This is a genomic window from Rothia mucilaginosa ATCC 25296, assembly GCF_000175615.1.
GTDB lineage: Bacteria > Actinomycetota > Actinomycetes > Actinomycetales > Micrococcaceae > Rothia > Rothia mucilaginosa.
Genome location: NZ_ACVO01000003.1, coordinates 1 through 18,909 on the forward strand (window position 1 = coordinate 1; position 18,909 = coordinate 18,909).

Annotated in this window: 14 protein-coding genes and 1 riboswitch; all 14 genes read right to left on the bottom strand. The window is 62.9% G+C overall.

Going from position 1 to position 18,909, the window contains the following annotated elements; all coding sequences use genetic code 11:
• A partial coding sequence (locus ROTMU0001_RS00285; RefSeq protein WP_005507462.1) for a hypothetical protein occupies positions 1–1,104 on the bottom strand: 1,104 nt, incomplete at its 3' end.
• Between the two features lie 956 nt (positions 1,105–2,060).
• Positions 2,061–2,876 (bottom strand): indole-3-glycerol phosphate synthase TrpC, encoded by an 816-nt coding sequence (trpC, locus tag ROTMU0001_RS00295; RefSeq protein WP_005507463.1) that lies wholly within the window; start codon positions 2,874–2,876, stop codon positions 2,061–2,063.
• A gap of 14 nt (positions 2,877–2,890) precedes the next feature.
• Entirely contained in the window at positions 2,891–4,501 is a 1,611-nt protein-coding gene (locus tag ROTMU0001_RS00300; protein WP_005507464.1) for an anthranilate synthase component I, read from the bottom strand.
• A 284-nt stretch (positions 4,502–4,785) separates the two neighbouring features.
• Positions 4,786–5,262 (bottom strand): 6,7-dimethyl-8-ribityllumazine synthase, encoded by a 477-nt coding sequence (gene ribH / locus ROTMU0001_RS00305; protein ID WP_005507468.1) that lies wholly within the window; start codon positions 5,260–5,262, stop codon positions 4,786–4,788.
• A 57-nt stretch (positions 5,263–5,319) separates the two neighbouring features.
• Positions 5,320–6,105: a GTP cyclohydrolase II gene (locus ROTMU0001_RS00310; RefSeq protein WP_005507469.1), complete on the bottom strand. Its 786-nt coding sequence runs from the start codon at positions 6,103–6,105 to the stop codon at positions 5,320–5,322.
• An 8-nt stretch (positions 6,106–6,113) separates the two neighbouring features.
• Positions 6,114–7,406, bottom strand: coding sequence for a 3,4-dihydroxy-2-butanone-4-phosphate synthase (ribB, locus tag ROTMU0001_RS00315; protein WP_005507470.1), 1,293 nt, complete (start codon positions 7,404–7,406; stop codon positions 6,114–6,116).
• 251 nt (positions 7,407–7,657) lie between these two features.
• The gene (ribD, locus tag ROTMU0001_RS00320) at positions 7,658–8,968 is read right to left on the bottom strand and encodes a bifunctional diaminohydroxyphosphoribosylaminopyrimidine deaminase/5-amino-6-(5-phosphoribosylamino)uracil reductase RibD (RefSeq protein WP_005507472.1); all 1,311 of its coding nucleotides are present in this window, start codon (positions 8,966–8,968) and stop codon (positions 7,658–7,660) included.
• Positions 8,969–9,700: a nicotinamide riboside transporter PnuC gene (gene pnuC / locus ROTMU0001_RS00325; protein ID WP_005507473.1), complete on the bottom strand. Its 732-nt coding sequence runs from the start codon at positions 9,698–9,700 to the stop codon at positions 8,969–8,971.
• Positions 9,701–10,103: 403 nt separating this feature from the next.
• Positions 10,104–10,302, bottom strand: a riboswitch (FMN riboswitch).
• Between the two features lie 1,275 nt (positions 10,303–11,577).
• Positions 11,578–12,849: a beta-ketoacyl-ACP synthase II gene (gene fabF / locus ROTMU0001_RS00330; protein WP_005507474.1), complete on the bottom strand. Its 1,272-nt coding sequence runs from the start codon at positions 12,847–12,849 to the stop codon at positions 11,578–11,580.
• 219 nt (positions 12,850–13,068) lie between these two features.
• Entirely contained in the window at positions 13,069–13,311 is a 243-nt protein-coding gene (locus ROTMU0001_RS00335; RefSeq protein ID WP_005507475.1) for an acyl carrier protein, read from the bottom strand.
• A gap of 204 nt (positions 13,312–13,515) precedes the next feature.
• Positions 13,516–14,541 (bottom strand): beta-ketoacyl-ACP synthase III, encoded by a 1,026-nt coding sequence (locus ROTMU0001_RS00340; protein ID WP_005507476.1) that lies wholly within the window; start codon positions 14,539–14,541, stop codon positions 13,516–13,518.
• 116 nt (positions 14,542–14,657) lie between these two features.
• Complete coding sequence (locus ROTMU0001_RS00345) at positions 14,658–15,557, bottom strand: ACP S-malonyltransferase (RefSeq protein ID WP_005507477.1); 900 nt, start codon at positions 15,555–15,557, stop codon at positions 14,658–14,660.
• A 351-nt stretch (positions 15,558–15,908) separates the two neighbouring features.
• Positions 15,909–16,985, bottom strand: a complete 1,077-nt coding sequence (locus ROTMU0001_RS00350; RefSeq protein ID WP_005507479.1) for a tyrosine recombinase XerC — start codon at positions 16,983–16,985, stop codon at positions 15,909–15,911.
• A 254-nt stretch (positions 16,986–17,239) separates the two neighbouring features.
• Positions 17,240–18,907, bottom strand: coding sequence for a DNA-processing protein DprA (gene dprA / locus ROTMU0001_RS00355; protein WP_245534261.1), 1,668 nt, complete (start codon positions 18,905–18,907; stop codon positions 17,240–17,242).
• Between the last annotated feature and the right edge of the window lie 2 nt (positions 18,908–18,909).

Sequence of the window (18,909 nt, forward strand, 5' to 3'; positions counted from 1 at the left end):
GGGGTCTCCCCAGAGTAGTAGGACCCAAGGAATAGAAATCAGAATCCCAAATGCCACTAGCGAGGGGCGGTACCATCGGCTCTTCGGCAAATATGCCGCTACCAGCAACGCCAGAGGGAACAGTGGCAACAGAATACGATTCGTAGAAGAAATCGGGAGCCAGAAGACGAAGAGGTATCCCATGTAGCAAGCGGTCCACAGCCAGAGGGCGGGGTGGATGAGGGTGCGGCTGAATTTGCGGGAAATCCAGTAGTAGAAGCCCATCATTGCTACCACAAATAAGATTGCCACAACAATCTTAGGAATCATTCCGCCGAAGTAGTGATAATGCTGGTTGATCCACTGGATAATGTATTGGTGTCCTTCACTGGGTTTACGCTTAGACCAGCCCAGTTCTGTTGCGAAGTAGGCGTCTATACGACCCGTGTATAGGGCGGCATGCAGGGGGTGTACGAACGCGAAGGAACAGACGAGCAGAGCGCCCAGGAGCTGACCGAAACGACCGCGGAACGCAGCCCATGCATCCGATAGTACAGACTGTGAGGGTTCATCGGAGCGGCGGGCAAGATAGTCAGAGACAGTGCACCACAGCCACCACAGGCCGACAAACGCGCCGAGTGGCACACCCAGCGGACGGGATAGCGCCGCCAGAAGAGCTACGGGTAGGAGCAGGATGTAGCGTTCACGCGCCACACACCAGACGCTCAGGGCAAGGAGCAGAGTGGAAAGAGCCTCGGCGTAACCGGTGACGAAGATGGGGCTCGCGGGGCTGAATGCGTACACGGCGAGCGCCCACAGGGCGATGCGGTTTCGGCTTTCGTCGCCGACGAGGGCGCGAGTATCGAAGACACCGCGGTCACGCCAGTTCAGGCTACCGATGAAGAGGCGGTAGAGCACAACGGCCAGGGCGAGGCCTGCGGCGAGGCTGACTCCGACTGCGGCGAGGCGGTATTCGATACCGAAAATGTCAGCGACTTTGCCGCTGATTATTGAGTGGAGGGGCATGAAGGCCCAGGAGTTGAAGGATACGGACCCGTCGGCGCGCAGGGGTAGTTCGGTGGGGTACCACTCTTTATAGATGCCCTGGTACCAGCCGGCGTCCATATGTTGAGGTAGGAGAGGAGGCCGTTGTGGTTTTTGTTTTCGTGGCTGAGGGGGTTCCGCTGGTCTTCGGCGAGCGAGTATGCGAAGGTGCCGAGGTGGGTTGCGCAGGCTAGTGCCCAGATGATGAGGGCGGGGACCCAGGTGCGCCAAGCGGCCAGTTTCTGGGGGTTGGCGGCGGGTTCGGTATTACTCATCTTAGTTTTTGTGGAGGGGCGCTGCGCTTCGAGGGTAGGCACGGGACCGGTAGAGGAGCCGGATGAGAGGTCGCGTTCGATAAAGGACACAGGTTTTCCTGGGGATTGAGCCATAAGTATTCTCGCGAGTGTAGTGTGGACGCATGATGGACATTCTGGCGCCGTATCAGTTGAATCGTGTCTATTAGATGTGGCGGGTGGTGCAGTTTGGTGAAATATCCATGTGTAGACTATCAACGAACTGACTGCGTCTCAATGTGAACGCGCTATTCCTGCTGATTATGACGAAAGAGATGCGTGAAGCCGGTGCCTGCGAGGGAGCAAGCACCGGCTTTATCTCTATGTATCAGGTCTGTATCCGGGAAGTAGATAAAAATCCGACAGGATAAATAACCCCAGAATCAGGTGAGCTGACAGCAACACCCCGACCCCAGACTAGCCTCATATACCCCAACCCTAGGCAAGCTAACTGGAGAAGGCACCCACCCACCAAGCATCTATTTCAACCAACCCAAGGCAAGCCAACCGGAGAAGGTAACCCACCTACCAACCCCTATCTCAACAAACCCGAGGGATAGGCGACCTAGAGGGCGTACCGGACACGCGAAGCGGGGGCTCCGTCCTCAAGGCGCCCCAGCGCCGCAGAGGGGGCACTCCCCCGCGAGCGTTGTCCGATACGCCATCTCAAACAACTAACCCACGGAAGCCTCACTCCCCCGCGAGCGGCGTCCGATACGCCATCTCAAACAACTAACCCACAGGCTAGCGGGTCACCGGCACCTTGGAGAATTCGCGCACGGTACCTTCGGGGTCGCCGGAGCGTACCAGTGCTTCACCGATGAGTACCGCATCCGCACCGGCACCGGCGTAGGCGCGCACGTCCTCGATGCTGGCGACACCGGACTCAGCAACCTTAATAACCGAGTTGGGCAGGTGCGCTGCGAGGGATGCGTAGTGCTCGTTGTTGACTTCGAGGGTCTTGAGGTTACGCACGTTGATGCCCACGATCTTGGCGCCGATGCGCTGGGCGACCTCGATTTCTTCGGGAGTGTGGGTTTCGACGAGGGCGTTCATGCCGAGCGATTCGGTGAGTTCGAGGAACTCGCGCAGGGTCTGCTCGTCGAGGGCTGCAACAATCAGCAGGACCAGGTCGGCGCCGTGTGCGCGTGCTTCCCAGATTTGGTATTCGTCGACGGTGAAGTCCTTGCGGAGTACGGGGATGTTCACGGCGGCGCGTACTGCGTCGAGGTCGGCGAGGGAGCCGTTGAAGCGGCGCTGTTCGGTGAGTACGGAGATTGCTGCGGCGCCGCCTGCTTCGTAGCGTGCGGCGAGCGCGGCGGGGTCGGGGATTTCGCCGAGCGCACCCTTGGAGGGTGAGGAGCGCTTCACCTCGGAGATGATGCGTGCGGTCGTGCCGTTGCCGCCGCCGGGCACTTCACCGCGTAGGGAGGCGAGCGCGTCGCGGGCGGGTGCGGCTGCGAGGGCGCGCTTCTTCATTTCTTCGAGGGGAACCTGCTGTACGCGGGCGGCGAGGTCTTCGCGGACGCCGACGATGATCTCGTCGAGAACGGTGCTCATGGTGTCTCCTTGGGTTACTTGGTGGCGTTGACGGCTGCGTCTGCGTCCAGGGGTGCCAGGCCGGAGGCGGTCAGCACGGCGCGCAACGGGGCGGCGGACTTGTTGACGGTTTCGAGGGTTTCGGAGTCCGGGTTGGAGTCCATGACGAGGCCTGCACCTGCCTGTACGTAGGCGGTGCCTTCCTTGAGGACGGCGGTGCGGATGGCGATTGCCATGTCCATGTTGCCGGCGAAGTCGAAGTAGCCGCATACGCCGCCGTAGACGCCGCGGCGGGTGGGTTCGTATTCGTCGATGAGCTGCATGGCGCGCGGCTTGGGTGCACCGGAGAGGGTGCCTGCCGGGAAGGCGACGCGCAGCACGTCGTAGGCGCTGAACTGCGGGTCGAGTTCGGCGCTGACGGCGGAGGAAATGTGCATGATGTGGCTGAATCGCTCAATGATCATGAACTGGTCGACGGACACGGTGCCGGGCTTGGCGATGCGTGAGAGGTCGTTGCGTGCCAGGTCGACGAGCATGAGGTGTTCGGAGCGTTCCTTTTCGTCGGCGAGCAGTTCCTCGGCGAGTGCGAGGTCTTCTTCGCGGGTTGCGCCGCGCGGGCGGGAACCGGCGATGGGGTGGGTGCTGGCGATGCCGTCCTTGAGGGTGACGAGCGCCTCCGGGGAGGAGCCGACAATGTGGAAGGGGGTGCCGTTGCTGTCTTCGAAGTTGAAGAGGTACATGTACGGCGAGGGGTTGGACTGGCGCAGTACACGGTACACGTCGAGTGCCTTGGCGTTGGTTTCGGCTTCGAATCGGCGTGAGAGCACGATCTGGAAGACGTCGCCGTCGATGATGTTCTTCTTGGAGCGGTCGATGGCGTCCTTGAAGCCCTGTTCGCTCCAGGTGAGGGTGACGTCTTCGCGGACCTTACGGTCTACGTCTGCCACGCCGGAGAGAGTGGAGGTGGTTGCGGTGGCGCCGCGCTGCAGGCGGCGGAGCATGCTGTGCAGGCGCGCGATGGCATCCTCGTAGGCGCCGTCGACGTTTTCGCTGGTGCCGTTGAAGTTGATGGCGTTGGCGACGAGCAGGACGGTGCCGTCCTTGTTGTCGTGGATTGCCATGTCGGAGACCATGTTGAGCGCGAATTCGGGCAGGTTCACGTCGTCGGCGGGCGGGAAGGGCAGGTGCTCCCAGTGGCGCACGACGTCCCAGCCGAGGTAACCAACCAGGCCGGAGGTGAGCGGCGGCAGGGTCGGGTCGGGTTCGGTGTAGAGCATCTGCAGGGTCTTTGCGATGGCTTCTACGGGGTCGCCGTCGACGGGTGCGCCGGCGGGGGTGCGGCCCTGCCAGTAGACTGCGCCGTCAACGGTGGTGAGGGTGGAGCGGGAGGATGCACCGATGAAGGAGTAGCGGTCCCAGGCTGCGGATTCGCCTTCTGCAGAGATTTTGGCGGATTCGAGCAGGAAGGTGCCGTGGGCCGCTTCGACGGGTTCGCCCTGGTCGTTTTGGAGTACGAGGGATCGGTAGATGCCGATGGGGGTGAGTGAGTCGGCGAGGATTTTGATGTGTACGGGAATGACGCGGGTGCCGGCTGCGCGGGCGCGGAATTCTTCGAGGCTGGGGGTGATGGTGCCCAAATCCTGCATTGCTGTACTCCTTGGTGTTGGGTTGGGAGCGCGTCGGTGCGCTGTGTCCCTTAGCTGCCGCGCGGGGTTTTTACCGGTATATGGGGGGGGTACCGGGACATATGTGCCGGCGTGTATCTCTCTGGCGTATACCTGCCAGATCCATAGACGCCCGATAATGCCTGATAAATCCCGGTAAGCCCGGTGCGCGGGTTGTTTCAGTTTAACCGGTGCTGCGGCCCAGTTCCACGGTGAAGATTCAATAGTTCTCTTCGTGAAACTGAGCCGCGTACCGTTCAGCCGCGTTAGTTGCTGAACTGCTTGAGGGTTGCTGCGGTCTGCAGTGCCGCTGCGGTTGCCTCGTAGCCCTTGTCTTCGTTAGAGCCTTCCAGTCCTGCACGGTCGAGTGCCTGCTGCTCGTTGTCGCAGGTGAGCACGCCGAAGCCGATGGGGCGGCCGGTCAGCACGGACACGTCGGTCAGGCCGTTGGTTGCGCCCTGGCAGACGTAGTCGAAGTGGGGGGTGCCGCCGCGGATGACCACGCCGAGCGCGACAATTGCGTCGAACTTCTCAGCGAGGCGGGTTGCTACGACGGGCAGCTCGAAGGTGCCGGGTACGCGCACGAGGGTCGGCTCGATGCCTGCGTCGCGTGCTGCACGCTGCGCGCCGTCGATGAGGCCGTCCATGACCTGGGTGTGCCAGCTTGCCGCTACGATTGCGAGCTTGAAGCCCTTGTAGTCTTCGGGGTTGAGGGTGGTGTCTGCTGCGCCTACGCCGCTCATTGTGTTCTCCTTGTGGGTTTTGGGGTTTTGAAAAATTAGGGGTTTGCAGGGGTGCCGCTACGCGCTTTTGAGCACGTGGCGCATGCGCTCACGCTTAGTCTGCAGGTAGTGTGCGTTCTCGACTCGGGCGGGAATTTCATCCGGGATGAGTTCGGTGACCTGCAGGCCGAGGCTTTCGAGCGCCTCCTGCTTGGCGGGGTTGTTGGTCACGAGCCTCAGCTCGTTCACACCGAGTTCCTGCAGGATCAGTGCCGCCTGCGAGTAGTCGCGCATGTCGCCGTCCAGGCCGAGCGCCAGGTTCGCGTCGAGGGTGTCGAGCCCGGCATCCTGCAGCGCGTAGGCGCGGAGCTTGTTGACAAGGCCGATGCCGCGTCCTTCGTGGTTGCGCACGTAGATGAGGTACCCGCCGGTGCGGCCAATGATGCGCAGGCCGTTCTCCAGCTGGGGGCCGCAATCGCATCGGAAGGAACCGAAGATATCGCCGGTGGCGCATTCGGAGTGGATGCGCACCGCGGGCGCTCCCCCGTCCTCGGCGGGTACGGGGGTGCCGTCACGGTCGAGGGCGCGGGCGCTGATGTGCTCGGCACCGTCTGCGAATCGCCAGGCGCGCAGGCCGAACACACCCTGCGGGGTGGGTACGGCGACCTCTTCGGTGCTTTCGACCAGCAGCGGGCTGGGGTTGGGCACCATGTCGAGGGGGCTGACTCGGTAGCCTTCAGCGAGCTGGGAGGCGATGCGCAGGGATTCGGCGCTGAGCTCTTCAGCCTGCGCCTCAACCGGCTCGACCAAGGTGTCCGCTGCGGGGGTGCCCGGCGTTGCCTGGGTGTTAGGGGTTTCGCTCATGCGTTCTCCTACGCCTTAGCTACGTACTTGATGAGGTCTTCGATAGAGATCATGGGCAGGTCGTGCTCGGTGGCGAAGGCGCGCAGTGCGTCGAAACGCATCATGGAGCCGTCGTCGTGCACGACCTCGGCGATAACGCCCACGCCGGACAGGCCCGCCGCGAGGGAGAGTTCCACTGCGGCTTCGGTGTGGCCGGGGCGCTCCGCCACGCCGCCGTCAACAGCGCGCAGCGGGAAGATGTGGCCGGGGCGGGTGATGTCCGCCGGGGTCGAGGATGCATCCGCGAGGATCTGCACGGTGCGTGCGCGATCTGCCGCGGAGATGCCGGTGCTCACACCAGATGCCGCATCGCAGGAGACGGTGTATGCAGTGCCCTTGGGGTCCTCGTTGTTGGTGACCATGGGCGGCAGGTTCATCTCGTCGGCACGCTTGTTGCTCAGGGGTGCGCAGACCACGCCGGAGGTGTAGCGGATCATGAAGCCCATCAGCTCGGGGGTTGCGTGCTCGGCGGCGAAGATGATGTCGCCTTCGTTTTCGCGGTCTTCGTCGTCGACGACGACCACGGCGCGACCTGCTGCGATAGCGTCCACTGCGGTCTGCACGCTGTCGAGGACGCTTGCGGCGTCGGCGCGACGCGGTGCAACCTGCTCACCGGAGTGCGCAGAGTCAGTCTGGGGCACGCCTGCGAACGCGGTCAGACGCTGCACGTACTTAGCGAGCGCATCGGTCTCAAGGTTCACGCTGTCGCCAACCTTGAGGGCGCCGAGGTTGGTTGCCTTCAGGGTTTCGGGGATCAGGCCGACCTCGAACCATGCGGGGGTTTCGCCGGGCTCAGAAACGGCAGTGACGGTCAGGGACACGCCAGAAACAGCGATGGAGCCCTTCTCAGCGAGCAGGGGTGCCAGTTCGGTGGGCAGGTTGAAACGCAGGGTGCTCCACGCCTCGTGCGCGGTGACGGATGCGAGGGTACCGACCGCATCCACGTGGCCCTGCACGACGTGACCGTCGAGGCGGCCACCGGCAGGCAGGCAGCGCTCCAGGTTGACGGTGTCGCCGGGGTTCAGGTTGCCGAGGTTGGTGCGGCGCAGAGTCTCACCCATCGCGTAGGCGCGGAACTGGCCGGGCTGCAGCTGGTCGAGGTCGATAGCGGTGAGGCATACACCGTTGACGGCGAGGGATCCGCCGTGTTCGAGGTCGGCGACGATGTCACCGGCGTTGAGGGTCAGGTAGGCTGCGTCGCTACCTTCGATGGGGGTGATGGATTCTACGGTGCCGAGGGCGCCAATGATTCCGGTAAACATGTGTGCTTTCCTTTTCTCGCCGTGTCCGCCGGGGCGTCGTCGTTGAGGGCGACGGGCGGCGATGGTTTGTTCGTCGGTATAACTATACGTATTTTTCGAATATTCCCCGTGACGGGGAGCTTTTGTGCCAGCATGCGAACCAGCCGGCACAAACTAGCCGGGCGCCGGCGGGGGTTCCTTGAGGTACTACTCCCCCCGCCCGCACTCAACCCAGGCGGATGCTAGTCCAGCCGCGACTAGTCCAGCCTCGGCTAATCTAATCTCGGTTCGGGCGCGTGGCAGGCGTCCAGCTTCGGCAGGGTACGCCGCTCACCCGGTTCCTGCGCCGTTCCGCGAGGTGCCGGCACCAGATGCGTTGCGGTGTCATTGCCAAGCACGCGCACCGCCGGGAACATGCCCAGGTCGTCCAGTTGCAGGCGCGGCGCCTGCGCGAGGGTGTCCACGAGCAGACGGTACACGGCGCTCTTGCCCTGCCCCATGATCATGGGGGCGCGGTACCAGACCATCTCGTCGATGAGGTCTTCACCGGCGAAGAGGCCGACCATGCCGGGTCCGCCCTCAATCATGAGGTGCCGCACCCCGCGGGCGTACAGTTCGTCGAGCAGTTCACGCGGGTCGTGGGTGAAGACCTGCAGGAAGTTCTGCGGGTCCGCCTCCACGCCTTCGGGCGGGTTGAGGCCGCGCACGCGGTAGTTCTCGGTAATCTCGGTTTTGCCCATGACCACGCGCAGCGGCTGCTTCTCAAAGCGTTCCCCGTTGGCGTCGCGCGCGTCCAGGGTCGGGTCGTCCATGAGGGTGGTTCGGGTGCCGATCATGACGGCGTCGGCGCGGTGACGGATTAGGTGCCCGTCAATGCGCGCGGCGGGGCCGGTAATCCACTTGCTCGTGCCGTCAGCCGCCGCAATGAACCCGTCCAGGGTGGAGGCGCTCTTTGCGGTAATGAAGGGGCGGCGTTCGGCGGCGGCAATGAACCAGCGCTCGTTCAGCAGGTAGGATGCGTTCGCGAACTCCTCCATGGCGTGCACGGTGACGCCCTGTGAGCGCAGGTAGGCGGCGCCTCCGGCTGCGTTTTCGGTGTCGTCGCTGTAGGCGTAGTAGAGTTCGTTGATGCCCGCCTCGGCGACGGCGTGGGAGCAGGGGCCGGTGCGTCCGGTGTGGTTGCAGGGCTCGAGGCTCACGTACATGCGGGCGCCGGTGAGGTCGGTTCCCGCGGCTCGGGCGGCGGCGAGGGCGTCGGCTTCGGCGTGCGGGGTGCCTGCGCCTCGGTGGTAGCCCACGTGCAGCAGGTGCCCGTGCGCGTCAGTGATGACGGCGCCGACGAGGGGGTTCGCGCCGCGGATACCCTGGCGTGCCGCCTGCAGTGCCAGGGTCATGGCCTCCGCGTGGCTGAGCTCCTGCTCGGGGTCGGGCAGCTGGAGGGTGCGTGCGGCGGGCAGACCGGCGAGGTGACCGTACTCCGCGGCGGAGTAGTCCACATCGTTGCGCGGCGAAGATACGCTCGGGGCGGCAGTTACGGGCAGGTGCGCGCTCGCCAGCACCTGCAGCGAGGGGATCTGCGGCATTTATGCACGACCCTTCTTCACGTCGGTTACCTCAACGGTCACGTCGGGGAACTGGGTCTGTACCCGAGTCTTCTGCGCCTCCAGGTTGCGGGTGCGCCACCAGACGAAGAAGCCGACCAGGGTGAAGCATCCGTAGAACACGTACATGAGGGAGGTCGCGTAGTAGCCTGCGCTCCACAGCAGCGGCACGCCGACCAGGTCGACGGCAACCCAGATGAGCCAGAATTCAACCCAGCCGCGCGCCATGCCGTAGGTGGCGAGTAGCGAGCCGGTGAAGATCCAGGCGTCGGACCAGACCGGTTCATAGGAGCCGAGGGCACGGAAGATGGGGGTGAGCAGCAGGGTGCCCGCAACCATGGCGACAACCAGGCCTGCGCGTTCGGTGTTGGTAGCCCACTTGGGAATCACTGCGGCACCTTCGGAGGCGTCACCACCGGCGGCGCGGGTTGCACGCCAACGATGCCAGCCCCAGATGGACACGGCAATGAACATGATCTGGCGGCCTGCCTGGCCGAGCATGGTCACGGGGTGCGGGCTGCCGACGAGGGCGCCCAGGAAGACGGTGAGGAGCAGTAGATTGCCGAGAATGCCGACGGGCCACGCCCATACTTTGCGTCGCATGCCGCCGAGCGCCGATGCCAGGCCGAATGCGTTTCCGAGAACTTCGCGCACGAGGAGGGACTGGTCCCCCACGTGAATTTGTGCGTCGAAGAGCCACCGCAAAATGTCCATGTTTCTTTCCTCTCTGAGTTGGACCGTGTGTCGGATGCGCTGTGTGCGCATCTGCGGCGGCTCCGGGGAGAGGAACAGAAAAGGGCGGCTACCGCGGGCATCTTATGGAGTGCCCGGTATCCGCGGTGAGGCGGGAGCGGCGAATCAGCCAACCGTGACTGAAAACCGCAGCTGAGATCAGCCGGCTGCGGTCGAGGGGAATAACGTACCGGCACCTACGAAAGGTGCCTTTCCCCTGTCTCGCAAAAAGCCGTCTCGCAAAAAACCGCTGTGCTCTCGAGTAACAGCTTTTTCGAGCAACAGTTTTCGTGAGCAACAGTTTTCTCAAGCAATCGCGTCAGTGCACCCTGCATGCTATCCCGGTTTTCGGGAGGCTCGGCAGAGTGCGCTCCTGCCTTTTTCTGCTCGTGCTACCTTCCATCCAGACTGTACTGTCGGCACCGGATTTTCACCGGTTCGGCCTCTCTTGCGGGCGGGCTTCTCTAGCGGAGTCTTGGCGTCCTGTGCGGATGCGAAGATTCGTACGATTTTTACCTGCTTGCGAGAGCGGTTCGCGGGCTGTGACCGCCGGTTCGGAATTTCACCGACCCCGGAGCACGATGTTGATACTGATTATGCCACAGCGCACGCCGGGGGTTTAATTTGTTTTCTATGGGATAACTTCCATGACAAGATGACGTTTTATGACTGTACTCTCAGTGCGTCTTCAAGACCCTCTCAACAAGCCTCGCGGCAGCCACTTGCGGGACCGTTTTGGAACCCGATTCTTCAATTTTCGGGAATGATTTATCACGGTTTCATAACGGTGGAGAGCGCCAAACAGACCAAAGAGTTATGAGGGCCTCCAGGGGGCTACTCAGAGCACATTGAACACCCGTCAATACCTTTATGACAAGGAATTATAACAATAAGGTTAAATTATTGGTTTAAGGTTTACTCCAGGGGTGATTTAAGGTTATTCTTATCTACAGGAGCTCCCATCACCGATAAACCGGTTCCGTTGAGAGCAACATGATTCGGACCATCCGAGCACTCACATCAAACCCTTAAGCTTCTGCCATTTGAAGCTGGAAAACTGGCCCACGGACTGCATTCCTAAGGATGGTTTTCACGCAACATCTGCGCGTACTGGATTGCGCAGTATTGCGGCACACGATGTTGATGTGCTTCACCATCGGGAGGCAACCACACCGAATTGTTTTCTCAACGGAACCGGCGTGGGAGCTCTTCCGAATAAACTTCCGGAAGATCGCATGGCGTGCGCCTTTGTATACCTGTACGAGGGGGCGTTGTGCGTGTCAAACGGTCATAAGCTCCCGTTCTTCTGTCGTCGCCTACCGTGGTGCGCGATGGAGGTTACGGGAACCTTGCGGGATGGTTGATCCCGCGCGCTCTGCATTGTCTTGTGGAGTGTGGTGTGTTTGGGTGGCGTATTCGCAGTGCCGGAGCGAATACGCCACCCGTTTTTAACGTCTAAACCCTGCCCACCCCAAACTCGGGCAAGCTGCGCACGAAACTCAGCCCCAGACCAGCCCTACTCAATCCAAATTTTGGCGAGCTGACCGAATACCCTAACCCCGTACCAAGCATCTATATCTCCTCCCCCGAGGGATAGGCGACCTAGAGGGCGTACCGGACACGCGAAGCGGGGGCTCCGTCCTCGAAGCGCCCCCAGGCGCTGAAGAGGGGGCACTCCCCCGCGAGCGTTGTCTGATACGCCATCTCAAACAACTAACCCCCGGAAACCTTACTCCCCCGCGAGCGGCGTCCGGTATGCCGCTCTCTCGTAAACGCATTCAGAAAACGTAACGCTCCCCCAGCTACACGCGGTAGTTGAGGGAGCGTTATATCTATATAAGGCTAGAAGCCCTGAGGGATTAGTCCTCTACGGAACGGAATGCTACAACCGCGTTGTGGCCGCCGAAACCGAAGGAGTTCGACAGCGCCACAATCTCACCGGCGGGCAGCTCGCGTGCCTCGGTCACCACATCCAGGTCAATCTGGGGGTCCTTGTTGTCCAGGTTGATGGTGCAGGGTGCGGTGCGGTGGTGCAGTGCCAGTACGGTGAGTACGGCTTCGAGTGCGCCCGCGCCGCCGAGCAGGTGGCCGGTCATGGACTTGGTTGCGGAGACAGCAATGTTCTTGGTGTGCTCGCCGAAGGTTTCGTGCATTGCGGTTGCTTCGGGCAGGTCACCGGCGGGGGTGCTGGTGGCGTGCGCATTGATGTGCACGACGGTCTTCGGGTCGATGTTGCCGTCTTCGAGGGCTTCGCGCAGTGCGCGGGTTGCGCCGAGTGCTGCGGGGTCCGGTGCGGTGATGTGGTAGGAGTCGGCGGATACGCCGGTGCCTGCCAGTTCCGCGTAGACGCGTGCGCCGCGTGCCTTGGCGTGCTCTTCGGATTCGAGGATGAGTGCTGCTGCGCCTTCACCCATGACGAAGCCGTCGCGGTCGACGTCGTAGGGGCGGGATGCCTTTTCGGGTTCGTCGTTGCGGGAGGAGAGTGCCTGCATCTTGGCGAATGCTGCCATGGGAAGCGGGTGGATTGCTGCTTCGGCGCCGCCGACGATGACGACGTCTGCCTTGCCGCTGCGGATCATTTCAGCACCGAGCTGCATGGCTTCGGTGGAGGATGCGCATGCGGAGACGACGGTCTGTGCTGCGGCGCGTGCCTTGAGGTTCATGGAGACGGCTGCTGCGTTGCCGTTGGGCATGAGCATGGGAACGGTCATGGGGAGGACGCGGCGGGGGCCCTTTTCGCGGAGGGTGTCCCATGCGTCGAGGAGGGTCCACACGCCGCCGATACCGGTGCCGAAAGCTACGCCGGTGCGCTCGGGGTCGACTTCTTCTGCGGATTCGGCGTCGGGGCCGGAGAATCCTGCGTCTTCCCATGCTTCGCGTGCGGCGATGAGGGCGAGCTGGCCCGAGGGATCCAGGCGCTTTGCTTCTACCTTGGTGAGGCGGCCGGATTCGAGGGCGGGCACGGCGAGCTGGCCTGCAATGTATACGGGCAGGTCGTATTCCTTGACCCAGGGGTGGTCGAGGGTGGATACACCAGATACGCCCTTGGTTGCGTTTTCCCAGGTGGTGGGGACGTCGCCGCCAATGGGGGTGGTCGCGCCGAGGCCGGTCACCAGCACTTTTCGAGACATTGTGGCACTTTCTCTTCGGTGGTCGATTTGGTGGTTTATCCGGTGGTGTGTGGATAAAAACCTGTTGGGCCCGGGGTTTACAGTGGGCGTTTTCACGCCGTGGAGAGTGCAGTCATTGCACCCTGTGTGTTCCCGCGGGTGTGTTGGATTGAAAGCTGAGTGAATAGCGATGCGGCGCGGGCCGGTGAGAGCCCGCGCCGCCTCGTTATTGGTTATAGCTTAGGCAGCGTTCGCGATGAACTCGACTGCGTCGCCAACGGTCTTGAGGTTCTTGACCTCTTCGTCCGGGATGGTCACCTCGAACTTCTCCTCAGCGTTCACGACGATGGTCATCATCGAGATGGAGTCGATGTCCAGGTCCTCGGTGAAGGACTTGTCCAGCTGAACGTCCTCAACCTCAACGCCGGTCTCTTCGTTAACGATCTCTGCCAGACCTGCGAGGATCTCTTCCTTGTTAGCCATTCAGGGGCTCCTTTGTTTTTTCGATGGTCATCGCACCCGCCGGGTGGGGGTACGCGTGCATTACCGAGTTTATCGTGTCTGCGTGGTGTACGCATGCGTCAACTCGGAGTTTGTGGGGATGCTTTCCCGCTTTCTTTTCTTTCTCGCGCACCGGCGCTGTGCCGGTCGTGAGGGGCGGGGAGCATCGGGCTCTGGTGGTTTTCCTTAGGGAAGGACGACTACCTGAGCTGCGAATGCCAGGCCGGCACCGAAACCAATCTGCAGGGCGAGCTTGCCGGAGAGTTCCGGGTTCTCCTTGAGCAGGCGGTGCGCGGCGAGGGGGACCGATGCGGCGGAGGTGTTACCGGCATCGACGATGTCGCGTGCCACTGCCACCGTGTCGGGAAGTTTGAGGGTCTTGACCATCTGGTCAATGATGCGGGCGTTTGCCTGGTGCGGAATGAGCGCGCCGAGCTCGTCGGGGGTAATGCCGGCGGTTTCGAGTGCCTGCTTGGCGACCTTCGCCATTTCCCATACTGCCCAGCGGAAGACGGAGGGGCCGTCCTGACGCAGGGTGGGCCAAATCTTTTCGCCTTCTTCGACGGGGTTTGCGACGAAGTCGCGGTTGCGGATGTCCAGCAGGGAGTGGGTCATGCCGACGGTGCCCCAGCGGGAGCCGTCCGAACCCCATACGGTCGGGGCAATGCCGGGTTCGTCGGATACGCCTACGACTGCTGCGCCTGCGCCGTCGCCGAGCAGGAAGGAGATGGTGCGTTCGGTGTTGTCGATGAAGTCGGAGAGCTTCTCAACGCCGATGACCAGCACGTGCTTTGCGGTACCCGCGCGGACGAGGGCGTCTGCCTGGGCGATACCGTAGCAGAAACCTGCACACGCTGCGGAGATGTCATATGCGGGGCACTTGGAGCCGATTGCGTCGGCGACCAAGGTTGCCAGGGAGGGGGTTGCGTAGGGGTGCGAAATGGTCGAAATGATGACCGCCTCAATGTCCTCACCGGCTACACCGGACGCTTCGAGAGCATCCTTGGCGGCACCGATGGCAAGGTCTGCTACCGACTGGTTTTCGCTGGCGCGGTGGCGGGTTGCGATACCGGTGCGCTGCTTGATCCACTCGTCGGAGGAGTCGATTGCCTCAATGATGTCGTCGTTGGGGACGATGACCTCGCCGCGGGCTGCGCCGTAACCGAGGATGCGGGAGTAGCGGTTGATTTCGTACTGCTTGAGGGTAGTCACGTATTCAATCCTTAGTGCTGATGCTCGCAAGACACTGTGTGCCTCGCAGGTCTAAAGTGCATGTCTAGTATGAAGGGTTCCCAGTGCGGGGAGGGCGGGGTGCTCTCCCCCGGTGTTTAGCCCTTCAGCGAGGCGAGGTCCTCGGGAGTGTTGATGGAGGTGCCGGGCACGCCGCGCATCGCGCGCTTTGCCAGGCCGACCAGAGTGCCTGCGGGGGCGACCTCGATAATGCCGGCGACCTCACGCTCGAGCAGGGTTGCCATGCACAGATCCCAGCGGACGGGGCTGGTGACCTGGGAGACGAGGGTCTTGACGAACTCTTCACCGGATGCCACGGCGGAACCGTCGCGGTTGGTCAGCAGTGCGGAGGTCGGGTCGGAGACCTGCAGGGATGCGGCGAACTCTTCCAGGGCGGGCACGGCGGGTGCCATTGCCTCGGTGTGGAATGCGCCAGCGACCTTCAGGGGGATGACGCGAGCGCGTGCGGGCGGGTTCGCGGCGAATGCCTCGATGGCGGGGATGGGGCCTGCGGCTACGATCTGGCCGCCGCCGTTGGAGTTTGCTGCGACGAGGCCTGCTGCGTCGATGGCTTCGCGGACGTTTTCCTCAACGCCGCCGAGTACTGCAGCCATGCCGGTCGGGGAGGCGGCTGCCGCCTCCGCCATGCCGTTGGCGCGCACGCGCACGAAACGCATTGCGTCTTCGTCACTGAGTACGCCCGCGAGGGCTGCTGCGGTGATTTCGCCGACGGAGTGGCCCGCGAAGATAAGTTCTTCACCGTCGAGTTCGCGCAGTGCGAGGCGGCCGGTGACGATGCCTGCAGCCACGATGAGGGGCTGGGCGATTGCGGTGTCCTTGATGGTTTCTTCTTCGGCTTCGGTGCCGTAGTGAATCAGGTCGATGCCCGCCGCTTCGGAGAGTCGTTCCAGGTGCTCACGCACACCTTCAATCTCGAGCCAGGGGCTCAGGAAGCCCTTCTTCTGGGAGCCCTGTCCGGGGCAAACGAGTGCGCGCATGCGGTGCGACCTTTCTGGTTTTTAGTACTCGTACGCGGCGCCTCCGTAGAGACGGAGACCACGGTTAGTCTGTTACCTATGCTACCTTGTTCAGCCGCCCTGTATAAACATCACTGTGCAGAAACTTTGGGCTGCGCTGGGAGCTTAGACAGAGGTTGAACAGTGTATAGCTTAGAACGATTTCCCCCATTCGTACAGTTCAGCCGCACAAGGTTCAAATAGAGAGACATTAAACGGCGGCGCTCAGCGCACTATTCAAAGCACAGTCCAACCAGCCCCGCACGGCCCAACACGCTCCCCCGCACCGATGTACGACCTTAAGCACACGAACACCCTATGCCCCCGAACGCCCTATGCCCGCGGATGCGCCCGCGCGTACGTCTCCGCCAGACGCTTCATCGACACGTGCGTGTAAATCTGCGTGGTCGCCAACGACGAATGTCCCAACAGCTCCTGCACCGAACGAATATCGGCGCCACCATCCACCAGGTGAGTCGCCGCCGAATGACGCAAAACGTGCGCACCCGACGCCTGAGTATTCTCCACCGTGCGCAGCAGGCGGGTCAGGTCCTCACGAATCTGACGGGCATTCGCACGCCCGCCCCGAGGGCCAATAAACAGCGCCGTCACACCCTGCGCGCCCTCCGGGATCCACTGCGGACGACCATAGGACACCCAACGATTCAACGCCTTAAGCGCCGGGGTACCCAGCGGCACCACGCGCTCCTTATTGCCCTTACCCAGCACGCGTACCGTCTTATTCGCCCGGTCCACACTCTGCAAATCCAGGCCGGTCAGCTCAGAAATACGCATGCCCGAGGCGTACAGAACCTCAACCACAGCTTCCAGACGTAGCAGGCGCGCATCACGAGGATCCTGCGCCCGGCGCTCCTGCAGAGTAGTCAGCAGCTGGTTCATCTGCTCACGGCTCAGCACCGGCGGCAGGTGATTCTCCCGCTTGGGGGTGCGCATACCGCGGGTCGGGTTGGCGTGCACCAGCTCCTCCTCCTGAGCCCAGGTGAAGAACGTGCGCAGGGTCGAACCACGGCGCGCCACCGTAGAACGAGCCGCCTGCCGCAGATGCAACGAACCCAACCACTCACGAATCGGGGACGCATCAATGCTGTCCAGATGGCGCACGCCGCGGCGCGCCATGTAGCCGAAGAAGCCCTCCAAATCGGAGATATACGAGCGGATCGTCTCTTCGGAACGGTGCTTCTCGTAGCGCAGAAAACGCTCAAAACGGTCCAGGACGGGGCGGAACACCTCGCCGGAAACGCCCAGTGCCGATTCGGGCAGAGCAGAGCTCTCTACTTGCTCCGGCGCAAGCGTGCGGGTGTAGGTCACCGGCAGGGTCGTGGAGGGAGCCTCGTCCCGGTATTCTTCCCGGCTTTCAGCTGGGTTTTCGTGCTGGCGGGCGGGGGTCATGCGTCCCTCCTTTCGGGTTTCGGTCTTTCGACATTCTCTCCGCGCGTCTGTCGATAATGCGGCGGCGGGGGTAGGCTCCGCACCAGTACGCGCAAGCCTACCCCCAATTGTAGAGAGGTTCCACGCTCTCTACGTGCTGCCCTGTCATGACCGGCCGCCCCGTCATGACCCACCGCCGCAACCCGCTACTGCCTGGGTGTTCACTACGGGCGTTCAGCCAGGGTTTTCAGCGGGAGTGTTCAACGGGGGATCTTCTACGCCGCGGCAGCCGGGCGGACCTTCCTCCAGCTCGTTCCGCTGCTCTCCGCCAGACCGCAACGACCCAGGTGGAACAGGTCAGCCATCACGTCGCGAGCGCTCAACCCGAGGGCTGCGGCAATCTCATCCACGCCGCGGTAGGAACGCGGGCTCAAATCATCCCAGACCCTACCCTGTCGCTCGGTCAGCTCATCCAGCGCGCTGGAGGAGGCAACCCGATCCCACTCGCTCTCGTGCTCAGTGCCCAGCTCGAAACCCGCGGCGGCATCGTATTCGAGAATGTCGGCGGCCTCGGTGAGTGTTTGCGCTAGTCCATCGCGTAGCAGACGATTCGTGCCCACCGAGTTCGGCGAATTAATCTGCCCCGGAACCGCCCAGAGGGTACGCCCAATCTCCATCGCGTGACGGGCCGTGTTCAGGGCACCGGAACGCCAGCGCGCCTCCACCACAATGGTGTGCCGCGCCAACGCTGCAATCAGGCGGTTACGCTCCAGAAAACGCCAACGCGTCGGGGTGTTGCCCACGCTCACCTCGCTCATAATGAGCCCGCGATCGACAATCATGTTCAGCGCATCCGAGTTCTGCGCCGGGTACAGCCGATCCAGCCCACCCGCCATGAAGGCGATGGTCGGCAGGTCACTACCCTGCTGAGTCAGCGCCGCCCGATGCGCCGCAATATCAATGCCCATCGCACCGCCAGAAATCACCGTGTACCCGCGGCGCGCCAGCTCGGCGGCGAGGTGGGTCGTCGCCTCCGTACCGTAGATACTCGGGTCACGCGAACCGACCAACGCCACGCTCGGGGCAGACGCCACATCCAGCAAGTGCCGCGAATCGCCTCGGCACCACAGCCCGTACGGTCGGGCGGGCCCCAAATCGTTCAGCTGCCGCGGCCACAGCGGATCGGCGGGAGTGACCAGCCACGCCCCGCAGGTTGCCGCCATGTGCGCCTCCGTGTTCAGGGTGCGTTCCATGCGGCGGTTCCAGCGCAGACGGCGGGTCGCGAGCGCCTTGCCGAACTTATCGTGGCTCATCTGATGCTCACCCGGCGTGTAGTAGCCATTCGCGCTACACAACAGGGCGGACTCCCCTTCCGCGGGTGCGCCCACCGAACGCAGAAAATCGCTCAGCTGCGTATCCGGTTCGCCGTGCTCCCACGTGTGCTCATCCGGGATATGCCCGGTCAGCAGGTAGTGCAGGGTCAGCGGGGCGCCCAGGGTGGTGAGGGACTCGACCACGAGCTCATCGGCAGGTTCGGCGTAGCGCATCAGCTGGGCAGTGCAGCAGCGGATGTACTCGCGGCACGCCGCCTCAACCTCCTGAGCGCTGAGGGCGGGGTTAAACAGGGGTGCTGGATTGAGCAGGGGCACGGGGTCAGAACTGCTGGAGGCTGTGCCCGCCGCAGGTTCGGGGCGCTCGCCCTGACGCTCCTGCTGGTTCATCTCTTCCAGGCGCATCTCTTCTAAGTACACCGGGTTCAGGCAGGAGGCGAGGAACCCCGGCAACCGCGCCGCGTTATAGGGGCTCGGCGAGGGTTCCTGCCCCAGCGACAGAATATGCGCCACCCTCTCACGCACCAGGGCGTGCGCATCCAGGGTGCGGCCTGGCAGGCGGATCTGCAGTTCCTCCTGCACAAAATCCTCCGCCACGAGCTCTTCAGGCATGC

What these genes read in the sequence shown, in the direction of transcription:
- fabF (WP_005507474.1), bottom strand. Translation starts at nt 12,849, where the DNA reads ATGTCTCGAAAAGTGCTGGTGACCGGCCTCGGCGCGACCACCCCCATT.
- ROTMU0001_RS00310 (WP_005507469.1), bottom strand. Translation starts at nt 6,105, where the DNA reads ATGAGCGAAACCCCTAACACCCAGGCAACGCCGGGCACCCCCGCAGCG.
- trpC (WP_005507463.1), bottom strand. Translation starts at nt 2,876, where the DNA reads ATGAGCACCGTTCTCGACGAGATCATCGTCGGCGTCCGCGAAGACCTC.
- ribH (WP_005507468.1), bottom strand. Translation starts at nt 5,262, where the DNA reads ATGAGCGGCGTAGGCGCAGCAGACACCACCCTCAACCCCGAAGACTAC.
- ribB (WP_005507470.1), bottom strand. Translation starts at nt 7,406, where the DNA reads ATGTTTACCGGAATCATTGGCGCCCTCGGCACCGTAGAATCCATCACC.
- ROTMU0001_RS00335 (WP_005507475.1), bottom strand. Translation starts at nt 13,311, where the DNA reads ATGGCTAACAAGGAAGAGATCCTCGCAGGTCTGGCAGAGATCGTTAAC.
- pnuC (WP_005507473.1), bottom strand. Translation starts at nt 9,700, where the DNA reads ATGGACATTTTGCGGTGGCTCTTCGACGCACAAATTCACGTGGGGGAC.
- ROTMU0001_RS00345 (WP_005507477.1), bottom strand. Translation starts at nt 15,557, where the DNA reads ATGCGCGCACTCGTTTGCCCCGGACAGGGCTCCCAGAAGAAGGGCTTC.
- dprA (WP_245534261.1), bottom strand. Translation starts at nt 18,907, where the DNA reads ATGCCTGAAGAGCTCGTGGCGGAGGATTTTGTGCAGGAGGAACTGCAG.
- ribD (WP_005507472.1), bottom strand. Translation starts at nt 8,968, where the DNA reads ATGCCGCAGATCCCCTCGCTGCAGGTGCTGGCGAGCGCGCACCTGCCC.
- ROTMU0001_RS00350 (WP_005507479.1), bottom strand. Translation starts at nt 16,985, where the DNA reads ATGACCCCCGCCCGCCAGCACGAAAACCCAGCTGAAAGCCGGGAAGAA.
- ROTMU0001_RS00300 (WP_005507464.1), bottom strand. Translation starts at nt 4,501, where the DNA reads ATGCAGGATTTGGGCACCATCACCCCCAGCCTCGAAGAATTCCGCGCC.